The organism is Rhodoglobus sp. G.S.23, from assembly GCF_056675935.1.
Map to the genome: position 1 here is coordinate 199,037 of NZ_CM155237.1, position 20,607 is coordinate 219,643.

The following is a 20,607-nucleotide window of genomic DNA, read 5'->3' on the forward strand; positions in this document are numbered from 1 at the left end:
CTTCTCCATCTGCGGCCCGAAGGCCTCCGTGGAGAGAGCTTCGCCGTTCTACAGTTCCCACCCGGCAGTGCCGAGATAAGACTCAAGTCGATTCTTTTCATCGCGCGCGAAAGTCAAGCGAGCTTCAGTCCGCGCGGCAAGGCCACCTTCGGCCGCAACCTCAAGTTCACGAGCGACCTCAAGTCGAGCCACCTCACGGGTGAGAGACGCCCATTCCCGCAAGGCCTGCAGTTCTGAGCTTGCGTTGCGTCCGCTTATGGATTGCGGCTGGAAACCGCTCTCAGGCACGTTCGAAAACCAAGAGTCAAACTCAACGCTGCTCATCCCTTCGAATGCTCGGCTTAGGTTTGGAAGATCGATGCCCTCCCAAGGGCGTCCGAGTGGTGCAAGCAGATAGCTGGGTGCGATCCCGAGGGCCATCGCAATATTGAGCAACTGGCTGACATCGATGCTTGCTTTTCGGCCAGCTTCGATGTTTTCGATGATCGACTCAGAAACGTTCCCACCGTCGATCGCGTTAGCAAGATCGAGTGTGGTGCGGAACCCCCGAGCCTTTCGCGCTGCCTGAACTCGAGCGCCCAGCGTGCGTTCCGATCTGAAATCAGCCATTTCGACAGATTACAGGTCTTGTCGTTGTCAAACTTACTATTCATGTGTACCGTCATATCAACAACGCTAACACACTGACGTTGTCAAAATGAGGAGCACACCATGGAAGATGAATTCATTCGTCCCGCCACAGTTGGCGAGATCACGGGAATGTCGATGGCTGCATTGGCTCAAATGAGGACTCGTGGACGCGGCCCACGCTTCTACAAGCCGACGGAGCGAACTGTCCTCTACAAGAGATCGGAGATCATGGCGTGGCTTGAATCCAGCGCCCAAAGCTGCACCGCTCCGCGAGTGGTCGCGTGACCAAAGAATGCATCAATTCTCGAGCATTGCCATGGACATGATGGGACTCTATGCCGCCAAGAGCGCGATCCTCGTGGCTGCTCGGTTGAGGCTCGGCAACACGGCTACTCGCTTGCTTCTCCACATGGCACTGGAATGTTGGGACGAAAAGCGCGACGCTCAGGAGCCGCGGAGGTACTTCGGGGGCCGAGAGATGTCGGCCATTGCCTTGGGGTTTCTTGCCCCTGAGAATGGCAGCGATGCGGCACACAGGGCCGTAAAGCGTGCAGTCCACGAACTCGTCGAGAGCGGCGCGATCACGCGACTGCGGGCTGGCGGCAGGGGGCTGACCTCCGAGTACGAATTGATGCTCGACAGTGCACGACCGCAGACAACACGGCGACAGACAAACGATCCGAATGTCCTGCCGTTCATCGGCGGCCAGGGGACCACGGATTGGTACCCACAGAGGGCAACTTTCTAGTCCTCTAAGGGGACCGAAAAGTTGTCAGTCAGGGGGCCAAAACTAGGCCCCCTTAACAGGAAGAGACCAGAAATGAACAAAACAGAACCAGTACGCGCAGGCGAGGAAGTTCGTGACTTTCGGAGTTTCGGACTTACGAACTTCGACACTGTCGGACTCGCGAAGTCCTACAGTCACTGCCTCGGCGCACCGACCTGCGCTAGTGCGCCGAACACCCGAACATCCGAACCCACAGATTCACGAACATCCGAACTTACAGACTCACGAACATCCGAACTTACAGACTCACGAACACACGAACCTTCGAGGTCCATAACTTTGGAACTACCAAGGACGGTGCGCTCATGAGGATCGTGGCCATAACCAACCAGAAGGGCGGAGCGGGCAAGACCACCACGACAATGAATCTCGCGGCAATCGCCGCGGAAAACTCACGCGTCCTGGTCGTGGATGTTGACCCCCAGCAATCGACGACCTGGTGGGCCTCGACCGCGGGAGACGGACTACCGTTCGACTTCGCTGACGACACCGACCCGGCAACGTTGGCACGGATGAGAGACCTGCCGTACGACGTGGTCTTCGTCGATACCCCGGGCAATCTAACTGACAGCGACATCCTGTCCTCGGTTCTCTCTGTCGCAGATTTTGCGATCGTCCCTACAGAGCCGGAAGCCTTGTGCATCCCGCCAATGATGCGAACCGTGCGGACCTTCATCGAGCCAACCTCGACGCCCTTCCGTGTCTTGCTCAGTAAGATCGACATGAGGGTGCCAGGGCAGCTGGAAGACGCCGAGCGCCTTGTTGACGAACTTGGGCTGCCTAGGTTCGGACGTGCGATTCGCCGCTACAAGATCCATGCTGACGCACCGATCGAAGGCAAAGTAGTCACCCAATACCCTGAGTTCAAGCAAACGGCGAAGTCGATCGACGACTACCGCGCTGTAGCACTAGAGCTGATGTCGATCTGGGCCAACGCCGCAACTTCGAGCAACTAATGGCTCGCGCTAATCTTGGCAAGTTGCTCGGCAACGTCGGTGATAAGGGACCGTCCACACTACCTCTACCGGATGCGTCCCGAATCGAAGTCGCGGCCCCCGGGCGCCCGCGGATCGCGGTTGACCCGGTTCGATCTTCGCCTCGAAAGAAAACGGTACTGAAGGAAAGCAACGAGCGCACGCGGCCAACACCTGATGCTCCTACACCGACTTATCTACGCTACGTGAGGAAAGAGACAAGAATCCGCGAAGACCAACAGAACCAACTCACGGTCGAGGCGAGACGCCTCAATAGGGCCAAAAAAAGCCAGGGAGCGCGGATCACTGAGAACTCCCTCATAAGGGTCGCGATCGACTTACTCCTCGCCCAGATTGGCGTCGCGGCCGGCGACGACGAGGACTCGATCCGCAAGTCAATGACGTCATGACCTGCGTAAATAACTGGGACGACGTATCCATCCTTGGTGACCGGCGGGCAGCCTTCAGTGGACTGCCCGCCACGCCAGTATCTGACCAGTACTCGATACTCAAGGCCTGGTGAGGCTCTCCATCGCTGAGACCACTCACCGCGCACTCACCAGCGACACCGCGCTGATTTTAACTGCGCCCTGGGACGTAGTTAAATCAGCCCGCGTCAGCGCCCTCCCTGCAACGCGCCCTCACCGAAAAACCTGATGCAGGTGAGTAGGTGCCAAGACTTAATCACCGGAGCCTGTCGGCATCCTTGACGGACGCGACTCGCACCATGCTGTGACGCAGATGCAGGTCGATGCTTCCCGCCGCAGTTTTGCTCATACTTGTTTGCGCCACGGTACCAACGGGACGGTTCATCGAAATAGCAGCCTCCGCAGTGCGAAGCGCGCCGGAGGATTTGCTCGCTTCCACGACTATTGTTTTCGTCGCTATTGCGGCCAGCAGTTGCTCGGCTCGACGCTGCCCTCGAACCGTGACCGCGTTCATAGGTGGCGATTCACTGATTCGCACCGAACCATCCACAACGTCAGTGCCGAGGAGCCCCTCCGCAGCGACAGTGATCGTTCTTCCTCGCATTGCGGCGGCGGCACTCATTGACAGCTGGTCGACACCCTGAGTCATTCCTGAAGCAATAACCCATCGCCGGTCGGCAAGACCGGTCGCCAACTCGATCGTCATGTGGATTGCGCCGGCAGTTGGGTCAGCGGTTCCCGTGATCGCAACTGCCGGAAGTTCAAGGACCGCCACATTGCCCTGGGCAAAGAGCACTAGAGGCGCACTGCGCCGGAGTGCACTCAACTGGCTCGGCCACTGAACATCTCGCGGTGTTAACACGTGCCCTCCGTTGCGGCTCATCGAGCGCAGCACATCCGCCACGCGGTTTGCTGATGCAAGTGCGCGAATCCGCTGACGCACGAGATGCGACAAGGCAACTGGGCGATCTCGTCCATCGTGAACCGCCGCAACGAACGCACCGGGACCCCCGAGGATGTCGATTCCGATAGCCACAGTAGGATCCCCGCTGACCCCTGCACAGGCCAGGGCTATCCGAGCGATGGTGTCGTCATCGAGCACACACGACGTGGTCCCCATGGAAAGTGACAGCGAGTTGACACTCATAGTGAGCCACCCTCCTCAGATTGATCCCTTTTCTTGCCTTCGGGCAGAAGAGATCTAGCTCGACAGGATGAGGTGAAGTAGCGCACGGTTCGAGTGGTGAGAGCGACGAACCGAGGGCCCATGCCCGCAGCCCGCATCTTCCGCAAATCCTCGACTGTCAGTTCAAGGAGCTCGGCTGTTTCAGCCGGCGTGAGGAAGTAGAGCTCATCCAACTTTTCCCGTATAGCGGTAGCCATTACTCGCACGCCTCACAGTTCAAGTCGTCCATCGGATCGACGGGCACCTGATACTCGCCTACGGTCTCTGTGTCTCTTTGCATTTTCTTTATCCCTTCCCATGTCTTTTTCGACACACAGTGCGAAATGGCGCGACGGTGTGAATTCGCCAGTGACCGTGGAATACCGGAGTTCCGCGAGGATATGCCGCGAAAGCACTTGCGAAGAGAGGAATCGTGCTTACACTCCTCCAGCGAAAAAAGACAACAAAGTTGCTAGAACACAGGAGCCATCGGCTCACCAATTGCTCGTCATCAACGAGCGTCGTCAGACCTTCTTATGTCTGATCTTGGGTAGTGGCCGTTGGCAGCGAAGAGACTCAGCTCTGCCGCCCGCACCGAAACCCCTTTCGCGGAAAACTTGGCTGCGCAAACTTTTGCCACGGTGGGTTGCACTCCGAGCGGACCAGAGCTGTTGGGCGTCTCCAACCAACAGACCATCAACCCAAGGAGCTCATCATGAACAAGAAACCAGAAGCCGATGTCGACGTCGACGAGTACATCGTCCCTATCGACCCGATGGAAGACCTGCAGTGCGATAGCTGCCAGTAGGCAGCAGGTGCCGGCCGTTTGGTCGGCACTTCGCGCTGACTTCGTCAGCGTGATTCGACGGCAGAGCCCCAGACCCAAGCGCGGTGTGGTTGCCCGCTGATGGTCTGCCACTTGATCGCTACCGCACGTTCTGTCCATGCCACGGCGTCTGCTTCGACTTGGAGGGCGCCGTCCGTGTATCGAACGGGGCCGTTTTCGAGGACCTGGGTGAAGACTACTTTCAACGGACCCATGCGAGCGGCACCCGCCACAACGCCATCAATCAGCTCCACAAACTCGGATACGAAGTCGAACTAACCCCACTGGTCGCAACCCCCTAAAAGCGCGCCAGACAAGAACGCCTACCGTCATCAACGGCAGGCCACCTCGGCGCGCCTCCAAGCGGAATCACCACACCCATTTTCGTGTCATGCACTACGGCTTCCGCGTTCACCCACCGTGAACTTTCGCGTAGCGCAATTGCTTGCGTGACTGGGTTCGCCGATTCAGGAGTTCCGAGAGTGGCGCTCGAAGCGCCGCCGGTAGAGAAAGCCCTCAGGGACGAAAATCGTCGGGGCGGCGAGGGTCTGGATTCGGGGGCAGCAACGGAGCGTTCGCCCTTTCAGGAGAACTGGCGCTCATTACGGCGCCAAGCACCGAAAGCGCCCGGCCCGCCAAACGCGCCGATGCTTTCGTTAGTCGCCAGCAGGTGGACCTCATACCCATACCTCCATGATACTTGCTTTCATATCTGTGGGGTAACTAGTCAGGTTCTTTCCCGGGGGCGGGTTTGCCGGTCACCGGCGGTTTAAAAATATTTCGGCTCTTGTTAGGGAGCACGTAGAAGTTAGTTCGGTTGATTCGGGCGTGTCGCGTTCTCACCCGGGACGGTTCAGGGTGAGGTCGAAGCGACCCAGTTCCAGTTCCTCGTCGCTGAGTGATTCCGGGGCACTAGAGGCCATGATGCGCTCAACGATGCTCGCATCCATCCGTGCGTCTACTTGACGCGCATAGCGCTTGTTGCTGCCCACGAGATCACCATAGGCGTGGCCGCCGACTAACTATCGGCCAGGCGGGAGATCTCTGGTGCACTGGGGGAGTGGTTGCAGCTCCACGAGTCCGCAGTGAGCACAAACGATGGTGCCCGCCTTCTCTAAGCGGTCACTTGATCGCCAGTGGCGCTCTTTGCCGCACGAGGGGCATTCCTTGATTGGGGTGGTCATCTCAGTCGCTAGTTTGCTGAGTTCGACCGCCTCTTCGAGTGCGCGATCCTGAATTTGCGATTCGCGATCGTCGGCTGGCCAATCACGCAGTACTGCGTGGACTGCTTCGACTGAAACGAATGTCCGCACGGGACGTCCAAGCTCACGCGCCACGACGCGCACTTGCCGCCGCCACTCATCGACGGAGATGGGTATTCCTTTCAGGAGCTGCGAGGCAGCACCCTCAGCCCGTAGCGCTGCTCGGATAGACAGCATCATCGGATCAATGGACTTGCCGTTTAGTCCGATGACCTTTCCCATCTATGCAGCCTAAGTAGTGCTTGAGCTGCGTAGATCGAATGAGTGCTTTTGGGGATAACAGCCGCCGGCGGTTGGCTGTTGATGACCAGACACCCAAGCAGCAGATGCTGCTCGGTTAGGAAACTCGCTCGATGAGGCTGGGGTCATTTCCGGTTAGCGGTGCGACCTGGTGGGAGGTAAGGGCGCTTGCGACAGGGATTGCTGCCGCGACAGCGGCATCGACCAAAGTTTGATCGCCCACTGTCGTGGGCGAGGTCCATTCGTCCCAGAAGTCGCGGGGGAGTGTCACCGGGTTTCGATCATGCAGATGCGCCAGCTCCGGAACTGTCGCCATTGTGAGGATCGTGGTCGAAAGCAACCACGCCTCATCCTCTTCTTTCGAAGGGTCTTTCCACCAGGAGTACAGCCCCGCGAAACCGAGCAGCTCGCCAGCAGGGTCGTAGATGAAGTTCGGAGTCTTCGTCTTGCCTTCGGTGACCCACTCGAAGTAGCCGGTAGCCGGCACGATGGCCCGCTTCGTTTTCACCGGGTTCTTCCACGTGGCTTTCTCGGTGATGTTTTCCGAGCGGGCATTGAACGTGGGGAATTTCTGGGAGAGATCCTTCGCCCACGGAGCGACTAAGGACCACCGGGCCAGCTCGGAGCGGTGTCCATCTTCCTCATCCTCGAAGAGGATCGGAATTTGGGTGGTGGGTTTGATATTCCAGGACCCGGCCCATTGACGGTAGTCGCCGCCGGCGGCGACGTATTCCTCGATCAGAGCATTGACCTTGTCGTCTAGAGCAAACCGTCCACACATGCACATGAGGGTACCCCCATTGCTCCGTCACTTGGTGGGTGAAGCCGCAGCAGCAACTGCAGATTTCGCCTGGAAACCTGAATCGACCATGCGCACTTCTTTAGCCAACGTTGTACTTTGAGCGATCAGCTTAACTCGTTGGAAGTTCCGTTGTTCTCACGCTCCCATTTCAACGGGCGGCCCACACATTGCTTTTCCCAATGGGCGAACCGTGGAGCTAGGTGCTTGGCACGATGCTCCATCGAGTGTTCGATGCGGATAATCCAGCTTCTGAATTGGGGGATGTGAACGTTTCTTTGAAGCCGAATCTCTGATTCGCGCTGAACAATGTGGGGTCCGCGGCTAAAGGCTGGAAGTCAGCTTTGTTGGCGCGGACCCCATCTAATACATTTTGGTCAAACTACCCGTGATAAACAATGCTAGCTGTAGGGCCGCCTGAGGTGCAGATCCCACCACTGGTCACCGTGTATCCGCCTGCTACGGCGCTTAAGCTCTGCCCGTTAAGGGCAATTTCTTGCACTGTCCGGCTGCCGTTCCAAGATTGCCAACCGATTGGTGCCCAACCGGAAAGGTCGTAGGAGCCAGCGTCAATGCTTGATGTAATTGCTATGTGCCAACCGTGGCTGAGTGGGTTTCCGAAAGATGGCTTGATGTAATACCCAGTGCGAACGACCCGCTGGGAATCAAACGTCACGTATGACGAGCCGCATGTTCCAGTGACTGTTCCCCGAGCGCTAACGTCATTTATGGGCAACGCATCGGTAGCGTGCAACTTACTCCCTGCGGCAGTGCCGATAGGGACTCCGTAGTAGCTGCCGTCGACATCTTGACGGATTTCATAACCATAATCCGCAGCATTTTCACGTGTAAGCGGTGTCGCATACATCGGCGCGGTTATCGTGGTGGCCGTTTGTCCTGATGTGGACTGGGTTTCTTGCGCCATGGCTGGCCCTGCCAATGCCATGGTTATCGCGAGAGCGGCTGTGAGAGACAACCCGACTATCTTTTTCATGATTGTTCGCCTTCCAGTGAGGCGGCACGCTTCGGGTCCATGTCGCGGTTTTCATAAGTTTCTCTCACAGCGGAGAGGTAGTCAATAGTTGAGGTTATTTAATTTACTTACTCGCGCGGCGAAGATGGAGTTTCCGCTAACCGACCAGCTGTCTGCGCGAGACAGTCCAATCCGGCTGAGCATCACTCTGACCTGTTCATCCAAAAATTCGCCCATTACGCTGCTCTCAAGGCTCACTACATCGCTCGCAAGTGGCTCATTACGCTGGAGTGAGTAGAGAGCGATATCCCAAGACTCGGTCTTTTCGTCCCGAGCCGCGAGCGTAGCCACAACTCGATTCGCGGTGACCGCTTCCGCTACGGATAATTCACCAAATGGTTTCATAGTATTGTCCCGCCGCTCTCTCTAGATTGCCTACGGCCCAGCCTAATCTTTAGCACGACGGTTTCAATCCCGAGTCTAGAGGCTGTGCAGAGAGATGCATCTTCCTTGGAACCCAGGGGTGAAGGCCGTTGGGATGCGCTGGTTAAAGAGGGTTGAGTAGCCGACCACGCCGCATAGCTGTTGTGGATGGTTTTCTGCAGGCGGACCTTGAACGTCGGGATTCTCTGGGAAGGATCCTTCGCCCAGAGGGACGGCAAGGGACCACCTAATCCTCGAAGAGGATCGGAATTTGGGTGGTGGGTTTGATGTTCCAGGACGCTGACCATTGACGGTAGTCGCCGCCGGCTGCGACGTATTCCTCGATCAGAGCATTGACCTTGTCGTCTAAAGCAAACCGTCCGCACATGCACTTGAGGGTACGCCCATTGCTGCGTCTGTTGGTGGGTGGATTCGCGGCGCCAATTTGTCTCTACGACCATAGTTCGTGGTCTCGGCTGCGACCCTTCGTTCGCTATTTGCAGACTCCTCCACTTTGTTCCCCCGCTTAGCAACCGCTCTCTGCGGGCACTTACGCCTCCTCCACTCTCTATTGCACTGCGTGCCAAATCGGCACCGCGAATCTGATAACCCAATAGAGAGAGAAACAATGGCTAACTCACAGAAAGAGACCTTCGATATCGTGACCGTCTCCACCACGCTTGGCACCCGAGTCAACACCATCAGAAAGAGCGAGCAGCTCGCCGGGCGAGCAGTAGATCTGGCAATGTACGGAAACCTTGGGTACCAGCTTCTGTCGACCTTGAAGGTCGAGGGAGACGGGTCAATCACGATCCTGGACACGCTCCAGCATCGCAAGAGTCAGTAGCGAGAACCTCGAGGGGGCGGCGGAAGCCGCCCCCTCGAGTCATGTCTTTCACACATCGATCGCGCACCCCAGAAGTCCCTGACGCCTGAGTGCCGAGACTCAGTAAAAGACGAAGCGTGTTGAAACTGCGCTGACGCTCCGTTCTTTTCTTTCGGCATAGTCATGCCTGTCTGGGTCGAAAATCGTGCGCGTCTGCTTCCTCCGAGCGCAATGGCTTTCGCGGCATATCCTCCCTCGCTGCGCTCAGTCCGGTATTCCACGGTCCATTGCGCTCTCCCCCGCAGCCGCTACTTGATTCACTCGCCAGACAGGCAAAACAAATGGTGGCAAAGAGGAAAGAGCCAGAGATGGGAACCCTACAGATGGACAGCAGCGAACGTCGGATCGTGGCCGTGGACAACGCAGTGCGAGCAGTCGAGGCGTACCTGCCATTCGCCGTAACGCTCGAGGCAGACATGGGCGGAACGTTCGCCCTCCACATCGACCTCGGCACCCGCGGAAACGTCGACGACCCCCGCGATACCGCCTCCATCGACCCCGAAGACGACGACCTCCAGTGGTACTTCGACATCGCCGGCGGCACCACCACGATCGCGTCAGGTCTTCACCTCGACGCTCGACCCGTAGAAGTCGCGCGCTGGATCACCGAACAAGCACGACGCGCTGACTCGCCCGCCATCAGCCGGATCGCCCGCTAAGCGACTGCCGAAAGGAACCCAATGGACACGCTAGAAAACTTCGGCCCCGAGCCGGTCAGTCCCGAGCAAGAGAACCTGCAGAAAGCGATCGACACCTTCGAGCGAGAGATCCACGCACACCACGGCGACATTCACGCAGCAGCGAAAGAGGTATTCCGCATGATGACCGGGAGTTGAGGCTGGATGGAGGTGATCAACGGTAAGCGAAACCATATTTGCGCACTTCACAGTTTGTGGTGATAGGTTGTAAATGCGACGGACCGGCTACCGGTACGTTGCACGCCTGGGACCTCGCTTTGCGGGGTCCTAGTTTTTTAAGGCTCCCACGTTATGTTGTGGATGGTCATAGCATCCAAACTCTCGCCCAGTCGCCGCATTGCTTTGCGGGCTTGCTGGTGTTTTTCTTCCTGAGTTGAGCGGCGCCGATGTAGATACACCCCGAAATCTGCTATCTGCAGACCATCGTTGGTGTGCGATGGCGCGAAGGCGATGGGCGAGACAATCGTTGACAGAGTAGACGTGCGGTAACCCGGAGTTCCACGGATCTGATAACCCTCGAACTGGGCGATGTGCTGACGTTGAGTCGCAATCTCATCTGCGACCACGGTTGTTCTTTCCGAAGCGTGATAATCGCGGCTTCGCTCATGCAAGCGTTCCAAGGTATGACCTAAAACGATATTGTGCGGCTGATCTGGATACTTGTATCTGGCGTGCAATCGTGGGATATCGAGTCCGCGTAGAACGAACTTAATCTCGCATGACAAGGCAGCGTTCAGCACTGCGCTGTAGATGGCGCCTGCTTCACGATGTTTGCCTTTCAGCGGTTTCCACTGTTTGCGCCCGTTCATGAGCTCGTCGGCATGGAACTCGATGTCAAGCGGTGTCCCATGTTCATCGTGGGTGCGCTGTCGAACTAGTTGAAGCTTTTGTGAGACGCAATCCCAACTCTGTTGATCGCCTACCGCCGCGGCGATGTAATAGCGCTCATCCGTATAGGACTCATCGAGATAGGCATAGAACACCTGACAGAGCGTATCGCCAAATTGCCTTGAGAGAGGAAGGCTTTCTTGCGCATCGTCGAAGGCGTCTGAAAGTGCACTCACATTGATTGAACCGCAATCGGGAATATTCGGATCTCTGACCGTAGCGCCGTTATGAGATGCTTGGCGCATGGACGACTTCACTCCTCAGCTGGTTGATCTTGGGCTGCAGCTGACCGCTAGCGCAGCCCGGAACACTGCATCTTCTATTTCCGACAGGATCGGCGCGATGCGCGCGTCGAAATCTGCGATCGAACAGGTTGCTGCCTTGGAGCAGATTGTTTCTGATCTTGTCGCAGACAAGAATGAGCTGACTCGTATCGCGCAGTCGTACCAGCAAGAACTGGTAGCTCAGCGACTCACTCCGGGGGACGTGACGTACATCGCCGATACCGTGGTGCCGCTCCTCGAAGGGCTGGCGGACGGAATGGATGAGGGTGGAGGAGAAAAGCTCAAAAGCCAGATCCAGACCATTAAGCCACTGCTGTCGGTTGAAACAGTGACCGTTCTGCAGTTGGTTGGTTTCAACTTTCGACAAGGTATTGGAGCGCCGTTGACCAAACGAGTTAAAGACGCGATCGAAGGCCAGAGTGACTCTGGGAGCGAGCTCCGAGTTGAAGGGCTCCGACATCAGCGTGCTGCGATGGAACTCGCGTCGGATCCGGAGGCATTCGCACGGTTTCGCGAGCTATTTCCAGTCAATTAGGCGACAGTCTTACGACGCAATTGCAAACAGGTACCCAAAAGTGTCGGTCACCTGACCCTTGACTAGGCGCTTCTGACCGTCAGTTCATCAGTTTTTAGTGGGAGACTGGGTTGTTATGGAAGCGAACGTTATTGGTGTTGGTTACGAGGGACTTGATTTGGAAGCGCTCGTTTCAAAGTTGCGCCTTCGGGGGGTGCAGACGGTCGTTGATGTTCGTCTTAACCCGATCTCGCGTAAGCGCGGGTTATCAAAGAATGCGCTAAAGGAGCGCCTTGCCGAGGGCAAGATCGTGTATGAGCACCTTCCATCGCTCGGAAATCCACGAGAGAACCGTGAGGGGTTTGTCGAAGTTGATGGGAGTGCAGCGCGTGACGCGCGTCAGAAATTTGGTGAGCTGCTTGACACTGAGCGTGCCCGAGAAGCGCTAAGTCGAGTAATCGAACTCTCGACGGCGGGCCGGGTCGCTCTGCTTTGTTTCGAGCAGGACGAGACGCGCTGCCACCGTGAACTCGTGTTGACGGCATTGCGCGCGAGGTTAATTACTGCGAACTAGGTTGACCTTAGAAGAGCGCTGAAAGATAGTCGGCGGCACGGGGCGGACGATAAACGCCGAGCACGGAGAAGCTCTTTCGCTTGACGATATCGCCGAAGTTGCCGACAAAGAAGTACGTGCGAACTCTCTTGTTCCACATTTCTGTATGGAACTTATCTGTGATTATTGCCTTCAGCTCTACGTTTGACTTGAACCGGTTTCGATGCTGGAGCGCGCTAAGTTCCAGGTCGAGGATTCTAGGTTTGTGGCCCGGGCATGTAGGGGTCATGCAGTAATAGTCATAATAAACTTTGAATCGCGGGGGAACGAGCATTGGTGTCGTGTTTACTTCTCCGAACAAGTCGGGCTGATTCATGATCGCCGTCATGCTCGCTATTTGAGATTCAGTCCAGGGTCCGTGATCCTCGAATTTTAATGGTTTGAGAGCCCGAACTTCTACTAGGCCTAAAGACTGAGCATTCAAGTCGGCTACGACACCCATACGGAGTTCGCACATCGTTGGCTTTATGAGCTTTTCGAGAATGGGGCCGCGTGCGTCGGCATCGTAGGTTTTGAACTTCCCGTTGTGGTCATCTCTGGACAGAGTCTCCCAGTTTGGGCGGTAGCTCTCCGTTCGGGCATCCTTTGAAGATGGAGTGAGATCGACCTCTATGACCTCGAATTTCTTAAACTGCTGTTCGCTTTCGAGATGCCGGAAGGCAATTGGATAGATTCGTACCCAAGTCCCTGAGCCGTCATCGTTCAACCGGACGCCAGCAACGCAAACGGTATCGCCGTGACTTTTCGACGGCTCAGGTGAGGCTTTCACAGTGATCAGCACTCGGGCCCGCTGGCTAAGCATTATTGTCTCCTCTTTCGTCAGGAGTCTAGAGCTCGATGGGGACAATTCGGCGGACTGGGCCGGCGTGCTCATTCTGATGTGCGGGGATGGCAAAGAACGGCAGTGTCCTGAGGCCGCTCGGTGTCGTCGTCAGCATCAGATCCACTTCGGATCGCATGGGTTTCCAGCCGTGTCGTCGGTGCAAGAAGAATCGGGTGCAAATAGTGAATTCAAGCGCTCGCACGCATGGACTCGGCGTCCACCGAAAAACTAGGCGGTTGAAATCAATCTTCTAGCGTTTAAATGAAACGCGGGTGACCGACCGGTCTTCCCCAACCAGCCGGTCGCCTGCGCCTACTTCTTCTTGCTTTTGGTCGTTTCGTTGGTCGTTGTCTTCGGATGGCGTGTCACCGTCGACTGCTTTACGAAACGTCCTGTGATCGAGCTGCGCCCGCGCTTGCCCGGCATCGCTACGCCGCCTGAATCAGGCGCCAGGTCACGCCCTTGCCGCCGTAGGGTGGCATTACGTTGCCGATCGCGATCGGGGCTGTAGTGCTGGGGGAGCCCTCGACCTTCCATACTCCGGACTTGGGGCACTTCTGGCCCGTTGATGCTGTCATTATCTATGTCTCCTAGGAGATCAGCCACAGGCTCTCGCCCGTTTTGAGGGGCTCGATTGCCTCCTCAAACTACACAGACGACGTAATGCAGAGATGCTCAGCATTCAATGCAGATGTGAGATCCGCCTGCGAACTCGTTGATCGACTTCTCGATGAAGCATCCCTCGCAGGTTCGTACGCGCAAAGCTGTCGCCCGGCAGCTGCAGCGGTCGCAACTGGGGCACACAGGTGTGCCGCACGGCTGGTGTCGGGCAGCGAAACTCTCCCATAGGTTCCCGCATAGTTCGCAAGTCCACCAATAGCCATGCACGATCCGCTCATCGAGAATTGGAAGGGCCAGCTTCTCCCAAGGGACGCTGGCGACGGCAGCGACGACGAACCAGTAGTCATGCCCGTCATGGGCGGCCTGGTAGTAGAGTTGTTCTCCGGAAATTGAGTCCCGATAGGTGAAACGTGTCTTGCCTTGCGTTTCCCGCCGTTGTGTGGCCCGGATCGAGTGCAAGAGTTCCGTCCCGCTCTGGTCTGAGCCCCTCGCGATTCGGGGAAGACCGCGGGAGGCTGCGAACTCCACAGTTCCGGCCCCGCTGACTACCAGGACATGGCCGTCCGTAGATAGCTTTTGCACCGCGGCAACGGCAGTTGCAGCACGAGACGCCGCGTGGCCCCGCCACAGCTCTCGAACAGCGATGGCCGAGGGTGTCGAGTCGCCAAGAACCCTGTCGACATCGGCCTGTGGGAGGAGGAGGCGAGCGGCGAACAGGTCGCACGCGGCTTCCTCGACTATCCGTCCCTGGTCAGGGCGGTCGATCAGCGATTGCATCAGATCGTCATCAGATCGCTGGAGGTGATGGCCGAGTTCGTGCAGCCCAGTGAAGCGCATACGCGCCGGCGCTGCGCTTGCTACGCCAATGATTTTCGGCTCTTGTTGATCTAGGTATACGCCGGCAACTGAGCAGTCTCGGTCCTGACCCTGCTGCTCCTGAAGAATACGGAGTTCGAGGCCCGGCCACTGCGCAATGCCCTCCTCAAAATCCTCGGCGATGAAATCGAAGATCTCGGGCTGCGTCGCGACGCAAAGCTCGATCATCCGCTGGGCGTGTGCCTGCGCGGTGGAATGAGAACGAAGACGTTCCGCTCGCTCCCCGCCTGTCACAAGCCCGCAGCTTCGATAAAGCGTTCAACGCGGTCGCGCCAGTTGATGGGCGCTGACGCCGCGGTCGTGGTGCGGGGTGCCAAAGCCGCCGCGCCCCGTGCGATACGATTCCAGCCCGCGCTTTCCGCGCCGTCGACGCGTTTGGCTGCTGCTGTTGTGGCCGCCCGGAATGTGTGTTCCCAGAGGACGTCGATCAACTCGCTCGGAAGCTTCGGCCTGACGCTCGCGAGTTCAGCAGCACCAATCCCAGCGACGCGAGACAGTTGTGCCTCTTGCTCGGGCGTCAGGGCTTCGTCACCGCGCAGCAGGGCGAATGCTGTCCTGCTCTCAACTCCGAGCATGTCTTTCAACCGGATAAGCGTGAATCCATGAGCGGAGAGCAGCGACGGTATTGTTCCGTCTCCGCCGCGAAGTTGTTCAAACGTGGCTAGAAGATCGGCGATCGACTGTTCGGGTCTTTGGCCGGTGGTCGCCTGAGATCCGGACTCAAAGCCGGCGAGCTTCTCAGCAACAGAGCTGCTAGGGCTTGAGTTCAACGTACCGACCGTCGCATCAACAGCAACGGCTGGCAACGACTCGATCGGTCCGTCAACACGGAGCGCCGAGCCCAGCGAGACATCCTGCCGTCCCAGGTCCGGGACGGCGACACCGCCAGCGATGTCAGTGAACCATCCGGACACTTCCGACTGGGACACAGACGAAACAAGGAAGAGGAAGACGTTGTCGTCCCAGGCCACGCGCGCTATCTCACCCGGTAGTGACGGCTTCTGCCCAGCTGCGAGCGACGTGGTGACGGCGGCGGGTACCCGGATTCTGCTCAGGCGACCTATTAAGTCCGATTCCGTGTACGGTCTCAGTTCCATTAGTTTCCGATCATTGGTCTGTATGTAACACAGACGACGTATCTACATCTCACAAGCGTTTCGCGCACTCTGCAATCACCAGCGTCAGCGCCTTATCGCCAGTTTCGGTGCGAAACGCGAGGGGCCTCAGCCTGTCGAACAGAACCGACATCTCTACCTCCGCCTCCGCCACCGAAAGACCGAGCCGCGACGCCATGAGTTCCACGTCCTCCCAAAGAGCTAGAACGACTTTGTCCCTTGCGTCGAGAAGATCGAGAATCGAGTCTCGAAGATCAAGCACAAGGACTTGCTCCTCTACAGAATGCTCGTCGCTTACATCGCCCGTCTCTTCGTGGACCTCTGAAAAGAGAGGCTCATCCAGCTCGTAGCGCCGTACGACGAATCGGGCGATCAACTGGTCACGCAGTGCTCCCAAAGCAGTAGCGACAAGGTGATGGCAGTAGCCGATAAGGATCGACGCGTTACCCGCCGAGGTCTTACCTGCGATGTTGAGCTCGGTGAGTCCGTTGTCACGGCTGCGGGTCGCCCGGTGAAACAAATCGACTTCGTCCCCTTGCCAAACTGCCGCGTCGAAGCCTTCAAGTGTCCATGCATCTGCGCCGATCAAATTCGACGCGCGTACGAAGCGAGAGTCCTTGCCAAGAAGGTTTACAAGACGTCTACGCATCCGGCCGACAATCGTCATCTTCGCCTGATCCTTCAACCAGTTCTCTACAGTGGTGAGCAACAGCCGTTCGAAAGACGCCTGGTCGCGAGATTTCAAAGCCGCCGACAGAATGAAATCGGTACCTCCCTTACCATCAACCATCCCGCCGATAAAGTCGAGAATCGCGTCATCGTTCCACACGTGATGCTGAGGCGGAGGGGGAAAGGTGCTTCGGGCGACGACCTGTCCGGTAAGCCTCATGAGCAGTTGGACGGCCGTCCTGCCGACGATGCCCGTCGCCGCGAACTCCGCCCAGGCTCCATTGGACTCGCTCTGTGGAACCATGTGTCGTCTCCTCCGATTGATCAGCGGAGTGCCGCGTCAATACCGTTCGTGACAGATGGTCACGGACCCACTATTGTCCATGCGATTACGATCTCAAAGAGAAATTCTCGTAATTGGTAACAACAGAGAAGTTCCGTGCTCCAACAGATTTGAGTCAGAGCCTCCCCCTTTTCGCGATAGAGCGAAGGCCTGTACTAGATTCCACAGTGGCCGCGGTGATCATGGCGATCATGTCGTGTATCCACCAACGCTCAGTCGCCAGTTTGATATCTAGATCGAAAAATGGAATCGGCTTCGTCAGCAATGCCATACGGTTGTTCACGCCGAGCTCCGATGGCCGATTCGTAGACAGGATCGCTCGTGGCCATATCGGCACCTCGAACTCTCACGTCGCCATGCGCTTCCGAAGGGCCGTATGGTGTTTTCGGAGCGAGATATCGAAAAGGGCCCCTTGCACGATCGCGTGATGCGGCGCTAGTAGGGGTCGCCGCAGAAAACGGAAAAAACCGTACGCTAAGGGTGAGCTGAGCTAGGTGGCCGCTGGACTACAGCTTGCCAATGGATATCACCCATAGCCCGTCCGTAGCAGGAACCCTCAGTGGGACCCAGGGGAACTATCTGGATTGCACTGAATAAGTAGCTCGCAGCAACCCGTCGTTCTGAGTTGAGTGGTGACCACGAAGGGTGAGTAGGACGTCACGGTCGAGATCGCCGAAGAGCCGGCTTCCCCGTCCAAGGAGAACGGGTGCGATTGAGACGGTGATTTCATCGATGAATCCGGCAGCGAGGAATGACTGGATCGTCCGACCTCCGTCGATGTAGACGCGCCCTGCGCCCTCATTCGATAAAAGTTCTCGCGCCTCCTCGACCGACCGGACGACCTGCACTCGTTCGTCTCCTGTGGATGTCGTGCTGAGCACGATGACACGCTTGTCATCGAATGGCCACGTGTCGAAGGTCAGGACAGTCTCGTAGGTGGTGCGGCCCATAACGAGCGTGTCCACGGTCGGGTAAAAAGTCTCCCATTCCAGCGCGGGGTTCGCTGTGGATCCGGTTCTGTGCGGGCGGGGGCTCGGATCAGTGAGCCAGGTGAGGTCTCCATCGGGCATTGCGATGTAGCCGTCGAGACTTGTGCCAATGAAGACGCATCCCTGCCAGTTGCGGTCGTGTGTCATGTCCAGCCTTTCAGAAGGTTGTCGAGAGTACGGGTAGGCGTTGTGGGGTCGAAGTTTACGGCGTGCCGGTAGAGACTGCCGTGGAGGGAATCGAGAAGTATCAAAGCAGATTCGTGGGGGTCAAAGTCAGTTCGCAAAGGCAGGAGCACCAAAAGCGTGGAGAAGTAGCTGGCTTGCTTAAGCCACCCCTCGCGCAGTAGCTCAGCCGCGGTTGGCGACCAGAGATCGCGCATGAGTTCCCCGAGACCGAAGATCGCCATTGACGATGAGGGGGCAGCGAAGTTGTCCTCGAGGTACCCACGCAGCTCTGCCAATGGAACATCTGCGCCGATCGGTGAGGTGGGAATCCGATCGATCCATCGCCTGGTGAGCGCAAGGAGCAGACCCTGCTTGGAACCAAAGCGCTTAATGAGACCTGCAGGGCTCATGCCAGCTGCGGGCGCGACGTCCTGGAGACCCCAAGGCCCCGTCGTACTTCGCCCGGAAATCGCAGCATCGACCAAATCCAGCAGGTCGACGTCTGATGTTCGTTGCGGTCTACTCATAGTAGTTAGTAAATCATGAATTACTAACTCTGTTGCACCACTCGTTGGAAGGTGCGACTGTAAGTCAAATCGGCAAGTGTACGTTTTCTCCACTAGAACAGCCGCATAGTCCCATAAGCCGATCCTTCACTGAACGGTATGAAAGGGAATCCGGGGCGCGGGAAGCCACCTTCTGACCGACCAACTCTGGGGCAGCGAAGCGTGAGAGATATAAGACTCTCGGTGAACCGATATCTTGGGAGAAACGCGCTCAGAGAGCTCGAGGAAGTTGGACGCACGCCATGAGCAGACACACCCTCCGTGGACGACTTGAACTTTCCTGGATGGGTAAGGACCAAGCGCTCATCCCATCCGAGCGGGGGGTCTACGACTACCAGTGGGTCGATATGTCAGACCCACGCGCCTGCCAAACCCACTACCTGATCGACGAAGGACATCACGGCGACATCGCCGATGGCGGCATTCACGACAACCTGCTCATCACGGGGGAGTCCGGCGACGTGCTAGAGGCGCTCACGCGCGTCCCTGAACTTGCTGACAAGTACGTGGGACGCGTGAAGTGTGTCTATATCGATCCACCGTTTAATACTGAGAAGACTTTCACTCACTACGAAGACAACCTTGAGCATTCTGTTTGGCTCACACTCATGCGTGACCGGCTCGTTCTAATAAAGAAGCTGCTCGCAACCGATGGCACGGTGTGGGTGCATCTGGACGATTCTGAGAACCACCGGATGAGATTGCTCATGGACGAAGTATTTGGGCCCGGCAATTTTGTCGCGGAGTTTGTGTGGCAGAAAGTGTATGCGCCAGAAAACCGGTCAAAGCTCAGTCGAGACCAGGACTTCATCACGGTCTATGGGGTGGATCGCGCACAGGCGATGGATTCCCTGAACGCAATGCCGCGGTCAGCTGCGCAAGATGCTGCCTATAGGAATCTTGACGACGACCCGCGCGGGCGTTGGAAGGCAGCGGATGCTTCTGCAAAGGCGGAAGTTGGGCGCCGCGCGGAGCAGTTCTACTCCATCACTCTTCCGAGCGGAAAGGTCGTGAACCCACCCGAGGGAAGGTGCTGGCTCTATACGGAGCCGCGTTTTCAGGAGATGGTCGCTGACAATCGGATCTGGTTCGGCGCTGACGGCTCAAGCCGTCCAGCCATCAAGCGATTCCTAACCGAAGTGAAGCAGACTCGAACTCCGTCTACGTGGTGGCCGCACCAAGAGGTCGGGCACAATCAGGACGGGAAGAAGGAAATCAAGAATCTCTTCCCTGACCTAGTTCCGTTCGCGACCCCGAAGCCTGAATCTCTCATTCAGCGCGTGCTGCAGATCGCTACGAATTCAGGTGATCTAGTGCTTGATTGTTTCGCGGGCTCAGGTACGACCGCTGCTGTAGCGCACAAGCTGGGGCGGAGGTGGGTAACGTGTGAGTTGCTGCCCGAGACGATGGATGTGTTCATCAAGCCGCGCCTGGAGAAAGTGATTTCTGGGGAAGATCAGGGCGGAGTGTCGATTGTTTCGGAGCGCGTCGCTGCAGATGGCCTCCCCGAGGGGTTCACTCCAGAGGAGGCTCAGGAGCTCACGCGGCTGCTGGGAAAATTCGCAAAAGTCTCCGACTCCTTCGATTCGAGTTCAGTAAAAGCAGCACGCGCTGAGCTTCGCACCCGAAGTGAGGACACCCAGCAGTGGCATGGAGGGGGCGGGTTCGACATTGCCAAGCTGTCTCCTGTCTGGGTGGCGGTGGAGGAGGAACCGCGCACTGGGCTTACTTCGACGTTCACCACGCCGGCAGCAACAGGTGAGGTGTTGCGACGCTCGGTTGCAGCGCAGTTGGGGTTTTATCAGTGCCCGGAGGCCCCGCGCTTTGCCGGGGTGAAAGGCAGGCAATGGCTGGTAGTGGTGGAGGGCATGTTCACTGAGACGCTCCTGGACGAATACGTCGCAGCTCTTCCGGACGGCGCTGCGCTCACCGTGGTGTGTGACGGTTCGCCAGAGGGAATAGACAAGCAGCTGCGGCAGCGTGCTCGCGGCTCACGCCTGCTCGTGATGCCCGATGACCTATTTAGCTTCAACCGGAAGGTGTCATAGCG

At 57.5% G+C, this 20,607-nt stretch carries 26 protein-coding genes; 10 read left to right on the forward strand and 16 right to left on the reverse strand.

The annotated features are described in order from the left end of the window. Positions 1-48 precede the first annotated feature (48 nt). Complete coding sequence (locus AC1ENN_RS01015) at positions 49-609, reverse strand: helix-turn-helix domain-containing protein (RefSeq protein ID WP_480406408.1); 561 nt, start codon at positions 607-609, stop codon at positions 49-51. Between the two features lie 102 nt (positions 610-711). Here AC1ENN_RS01015 and AC1ENN_RS01020 point away from each other — a divergent pair, with 102 nt between their 5' ends. The 3 genes from AC1ENN_RS01020 to AC1ENN_RS01030 all read left to right on the forward strand — a co-directional run bounded on the left by AC1ENN_RS01020 (position 712) and on the right by AC1ENN_RS01030 (position 2,373). After that, positions 712-915, forward strand: coding sequence for a helix-turn-helix transcriptional regulator (locus AC1ENN_RS01020; protein WP_480406409.1), 204 nt, complete (start codon positions 712-714; stop codon positions 913-915). 31 nt (positions 916-946) lie between these two features. Beyond that, positions 947-1,378 carry a hypothetical protein gene (locus tag AC1ENN_RS01025; RefSeq protein WP_480406410.1) on the forward strand — a complete coding sequence of 144 codons (432 nt, stop codon included), beginning with the start codon at positions 947-949 and terminating at the stop codon, positions 1,376-1,378. Between the two features lie 344 nt (positions 1,379-1,722). Beyond that, on the forward strand, positions 1,723-2,373 hold the full coding sequence (locus tag AC1ENN_RS01030) for a ParA family protein (protein ID WP_462645018.1): 651 nt from the start codon (positions 1,723-1,725) through the stop codon (positions 2,371-2,373). A gap of 702 nt (positions 2,374-3,075) precedes the next feature. On the opposite strand, the gene AC1ENN_RS01035 is transcribed toward AC1ENN_RS01030, so the two are convergent. Beyond that, positions 3,076-3,966 carry a DNA-processing protein DprA gene (locus tag AC1ENN_RS01035; RefSeq protein ID WP_480406411.1) on the reverse strand — a complete coding sequence of 297 codons (891 nt, stop codon included), beginning with the start codon at positions 3,964-3,966 and terminating at the stop codon, positions 3,076-3,078. 733 nt (positions 3,967-4,699) lie between these two features. On the opposite strand from AC1ENN_RS01035, the gene AC1ENN_RS01040 reads away from it, so the two are divergent. Beyond that, positions 4,700-4,792, forward strand: a complete 93-nt coding sequence (locus AC1ENN_RS01040) for a ribonucleotide-diphosphate reductase subunit beta (RefSeq protein WP_480406412.1) — start codon at positions 4,700-4,702, stop codon at positions 4,790-4,792. A gap of 44 nt (positions 4,793-4,836) precedes the next feature. Here the strand turns inward: AC1ENN_RS01040 and AC1ENN_RS01045 are convergent, their stop codons facing one another. The 6 genes from AC1ENN_RS01045 to AC1ENN_RS01070 all read right to left on the reverse strand — a co-directional run bounded on the left by AC1ENN_RS01045 (position 4,837) and on the right by AC1ENN_RS01070 (position 8,895). After that, positions 4,837-5,064 carry a hypothetical protein gene (locus AC1ENN_RS01045; protein WP_480406413.1) on the reverse strand — a complete coding sequence of 76 codons (228 nt, stop codon included), beginning with the start codon at positions 5,062-5,064 and terminating at the stop codon, positions 4,837-4,839. 585 nt (positions 5,065-5,649) lie between these two features. Further along, entirely contained in the window at positions 5,650-5,802 is a 153-nt protein-coding gene (locus AC1ENN_RS01050; RefSeq protein WP_480406414.1) for a hypothetical protein, read from the reverse strand. Positions 5,803-5,832: 30 nt separating this feature from the next. Continuing rightward, positions 5,833-6,294, reverse strand: a complete 462-nt coding sequence (locus AC1ENN_RS01055; RefSeq protein WP_480406415.1) for a hypothetical protein — start codon at positions 6,292-6,294, stop codon at positions 5,833-5,835. Between the two features lie 115 nt (positions 6,295-6,409). Beyond that, positions 6,410-7,093: an SOS response-associated peptidase gene (locus AC1ENN_RS01060; protein WP_480406416.1), complete on the reverse strand. Its 684-nt coding sequence runs from the start codon at positions 7,091-7,093 to the stop codon at positions 6,410-6,412. 1,093 nt (positions 7,094-8,186) lie between these two features. Further along, positions 8,187-8,435, reverse strand: a complete 249-nt coding sequence (locus tag AC1ENN_RS01065; protein WP_480406417.1) for a hypothetical protein — start codon at positions 8,433-8,435, stop codon at positions 8,187-8,189. A gap of 319 nt (positions 8,436-8,754) precedes the next feature. After that, positions 8,755-8,895: a hypothetical protein gene (locus tag AC1ENN_RS01070; RefSeq protein ID WP_480406418.1), complete on the reverse strand. Its 141-nt coding sequence runs from the start codon at positions 8,893-8,895 to the stop codon at positions 8,755-8,757. 240 nt (positions 8,896-9,135) lie between these two features. On the opposite strand from AC1ENN_RS01070, the gene AC1ENN_RS01075 reads away from it, so the two are divergent. The 3 genes from AC1ENN_RS01075 to AC1ENN_RS01085 all read left to right on the forward strand — a co-directional run bounded on the left by AC1ENN_RS01075 (position 9,136) and on the right by AC1ENN_RS01085 (position 10,229). Further along, positions 9,136-9,354: a hypothetical protein gene (locus AC1ENN_RS01075; protein ID WP_480406419.1), complete on the forward strand. Its 219-nt coding sequence runs from the start codon at positions 9,136-9,138 to the stop codon at positions 9,352-9,354. Positions 9,355-9,701: 347 nt separating this feature from the next. Next, positions 9,702-10,052 carry a hypothetical protein gene (locus tag AC1ENN_RS01080; protein ID WP_480406420.1) on the forward strand — a complete coding sequence of 117 codons (351 nt, stop codon included), beginning with the start codon at positions 9,702-9,704 and terminating at the stop codon, positions 10,050-10,052. A 21-nt stretch (positions 10,053-10,073) separates the two neighbouring features. Further along, a complete protein-coding gene (locus AC1ENN_RS01085) occupies positions 10,074-10,229 on the forward strand; it encodes a hypothetical protein (protein WP_480406421.1) in 156 nt (51 codons plus the stop codon). 137 nt (positions 10,230-10,366) lie between these two features. Here AC1ENN_RS01085 and AC1ENN_RS01090 read toward each other — a convergent pair whose 3' ends face one another. Next, positions 10,367-11,224, reverse strand: a complete 858-nt coding sequence (locus AC1ENN_RS01090; protein WP_480406422.1) for a DUF3800 domain-containing protein — start codon at positions 11,222-11,224, stop codon at positions 10,367-10,369. On the opposite strand from AC1ENN_RS01090, the gene AC1ENN_RS01095 reads away from it, so the two are divergent. Together AC1ENN_RS01095 and AC1ENN_RS01100 are read left to right on the forward strand one after the other, a co-directional pair. Next, the gene (locus AC1ENN_RS01095) at positions 11,223-11,798 is read left to right on the forward strand and encodes a hypothetical protein (protein ID WP_480406423.1); all 576 of its coding nucleotides are present in this window, start codon (positions 11,223-11,225) and stop codon (positions 11,796-11,798) included. The two genes, AC1ENN_RS01090 and AC1ENN_RS01095, sit on opposite strands and share 2 nt — an antisense overlap. Positions 11,799-11,913: 115 nt before the next feature. Further along, positions 11,914-12,351, forward strand: coding sequence for a DUF488 domain-containing protein (locus AC1ENN_RS01100; protein ID WP_480406424.1), 438 nt, complete (start codon positions 11,914-11,916; stop codon positions 12,349-12,351). 7 nt (positions 12,352-12,358) lie between these two features. On the opposite strand, the gene AC1ENN_RS01105 is transcribed toward AC1ENN_RS01100, so the two are convergent. The 7 genes from AC1ENN_RS01105 to AC1ENN_RS01135 form a co-directional block, all read right to left on the reverse strand. After that, positions 12,359-13,192, reverse strand: a complete 834-nt coding sequence (locus tag AC1ENN_RS01105) for a hypothetical protein (protein WP_480406425.1) — start codon at positions 13,190-13,192, stop codon at positions 12,359-12,361. Positions 13,193-13,641: 449 nt separating this feature from the next. Further along, entirely contained in the window at positions 13,642-13,791 is a 150-nt protein-coding gene (locus AC1ENN_RS01110) for a hypothetical protein (RefSeq protein ID WP_480406426.1), read from the reverse strand. Positions 13,792-13,888: 97 nt separating this feature from the next. Further along, positions 13,889-14,878 carry an ImmA/IrrE family metallo-endopeptidase gene (locus AC1ENN_RS01115; protein WP_480406427.1) on the reverse strand — a complete coding sequence of 330 codons (990 nt, stop codon included), beginning with the start codon at positions 14,876-14,878 and terminating at the stop codon, positions 13,889-13,891. A 62-nt stretch (positions 14,879-14,940) separates the two neighbouring features. Beyond that, positions 14,941-15,807, reverse strand: coding sequence for a hypothetical protein (locus tag AC1ENN_RS01120; protein ID WP_480406428.1), 867 nt, complete (start codon positions 15,805-15,807; stop codon positions 14,941-14,943). A gap of 49 nt (positions 15,808-15,856) precedes the next feature. Further along, the gene (locus tag AC1ENN_RS01125) at positions 15,857-16,798 is read right to left on the reverse strand and encodes a hypothetical protein (protein WP_480406429.1); all 942 of its coding nucleotides are present in this window, start codon (positions 16,796-16,798) and stop codon (positions 15,857-15,859) included. 614 nt (positions 16,799-17,412) lie between these two features. Next, complete coding sequence (locus AC1ENN_RS01130) at positions 17,413-17,973, reverse strand: dihydrofolate reductase family protein (RefSeq protein WP_480406430.1); 561 nt, start codon at positions 17,971-17,973, stop codon at positions 17,413-17,415. Further along, complete coding sequence (locus tag AC1ENN_RS01135; protein WP_480406431.1) at positions 17,970-18,518, reverse strand: TetR/AcrR family transcriptional regulator; 549 nt, start codon at positions 18,516-18,518, stop codon at positions 17,970-17,972. Before AC1ENN_RS01135 ends, AC1ENN_RS01130 begins: the two co-directional genes overlap by 4 nt. A 281-nt stretch (positions 18,519-18,799) precedes the next feature. On the opposite strand from AC1ENN_RS01135, the gene AC1ENN_RS01140 reads away from it, so the two are divergent. Further along, positions 18,800-20,605, forward strand: a complete 1,806-nt coding sequence (locus AC1ENN_RS01140; RefSeq protein WP_480406432.1) for a site-specific DNA-methyltransferase — start codon at positions 18,800-18,802, stop codon at positions 20,603-20,605. Positions 20,606-20,607: the final 2 nt, after the last annotated feature.

Coding starts and splice junctions, on each gene's coding strand:
- AC1ENN_RS01015 (WP_480406408.1), bottom strand. CDS start 609: ATGGCTGATTTCAGATCGGAACGCACGCTGGGCGCTCGAGTTCAGGCA.
- AC1ENN_RS01020 (WP_480406409.1), top strand. CDS start 712: ATGGAAGATGAATTCATTCGTCCCGCCACAGTTGGCGAGATCACGGGA.
- AC1ENN_RS01025 (WP_480406410.1), top strand. CDS start 947: ATGGACATGATGGGACTCTATGCCGCCAAGAGCGCGATCCTCGTGGCT.
- AC1ENN_RS01030 (WP_462645018.1), top strand. CDS start 1,723: ATGAGGATCGTGGCCATAACCAACCAGAAGGGCGGAGCGGGCAAGACC.
- AC1ENN_RS01035 (WP_480406411.1), bottom strand. CDS start 3,966: ATGAGTGTCAACTCGCTGTCACTTTCCATGGGGACCACGTCGTGTGTG.
- AC1ENN_RS01040 (WP_480406412.1), top strand. CDS start 4,700: ATGAACAAGAAACCAGAAGCCGATGTCGACGTCGACGAGTACATCGTC.
- AC1ENN_RS01055 (WP_480406415.1), bottom strand. CDS start 6,294: ATGGGAAAGGTCATCGGACTAAACGGCAAGTCCATTGATCCGATGATG.
- AC1ENN_RS01060 (WP_480406416.1), bottom strand. CDS start 7,093: ATGTGTGGACGGTTTGCTCTAGACGACAAGGTCAATGCTCTGATCGAG.
- AC1ENN_RS01070 (WP_480406418.1), bottom strand. CDS start 8,895: ATGTGCGGACGGTTTGCTTTAGACGACAAGGTCAATGCTCTGATCGAG.
- AC1ENN_RS01075 (WP_480406419.1), top strand. CDS start 9,136: ATGGCTAACTCACAGAAAGAGACCTTCGATATCGTGACCGTCTCCACC.
- AC1ENN_RS01080 (WP_480406420.1), top strand. CDS start 9,702: ATGGGAACCCTACAGATGGACAGCAGCGAACGTCGGATCGTGGCCGTG.
- AC1ENN_RS01085 (WP_480406421.1), top strand. CDS start 10,074: ATGGACACGCTAGAAAACTTCGGCCCCGAGCCGGTCAGTCCCGAGCAA.
- AC1ENN_RS01095 (WP_480406423.1), top strand. CDS start 11,223: ATGGACGACTTCACTCCTCAGCTGGTTGATCTTGGGCTGCAGCTGACC.
- AC1ENN_RS01090 (WP_480406422.1), bottom strand. CDS start 11,224: ATGCGCCAAGCATCTCATAACGGCGCTACGGTCAGAGATCCGAATATT.
- AC1ENN_RS01100 (WP_480406424.1), top strand. CDS start 11,914: ATGGAAGCGAACGTTATTGGTGTTGGTTACGAGGGACTTGATTTGGAA.
- AC1ENN_RS01105 (WP_480406425.1), bottom strand. CDS start 13,192: ATGCTTAGCCAGCGGGCCCGAGTGCTGATCACTGTGAAAGCCTCACCT.
- AC1ENN_RS01110 (WP_480406426.1), bottom strand. CDS start 13,791: ATGACAGCATCAACGGGCCAGAAGTGCCCCAAGTCCGGAGTATGGAAG.
- AC1ENN_RS01115 (WP_480406427.1), bottom strand. CDS start 14,878: ATGATCGAGCTTTGCGTCGCGACGCAGCCCGAGATCTTCGATTTCATC.
- AC1ENN_RS01120 (WP_480406428.1), bottom strand. CDS start 15,807: ATGGAACTGAGACCGTACACGGAATCGGACTTAATAGGTCGCCTGAGC.
- AC1ENN_RS01125 (WP_480406429.1), bottom strand. CDS start 16,798: ATGGTTCCACAGAGCGAGTCCAATGGAGCCTGGGCGGAGTTCGCGGCG.
- AC1ENN_RS01130 (WP_480406430.1), bottom strand. CDS start 17,973: ATGACACACGACCGCAACTGGCAGGGATGCGTCTTCATTGGCACAAGT.
- AC1ENN_RS01135 (WP_480406431.1), bottom strand. CDS start 18,518: ATGAGTAGACCGCAACGAACATCAGACGTCGACCTGCTGGATTTGGTC.
- AC1ENN_RS01140 (WP_480406432.1), top strand. CDS start 18,800: ATGAGCAGACACACCCTCCGTGGACGACTTGAACTTTCCTGGATGGGT.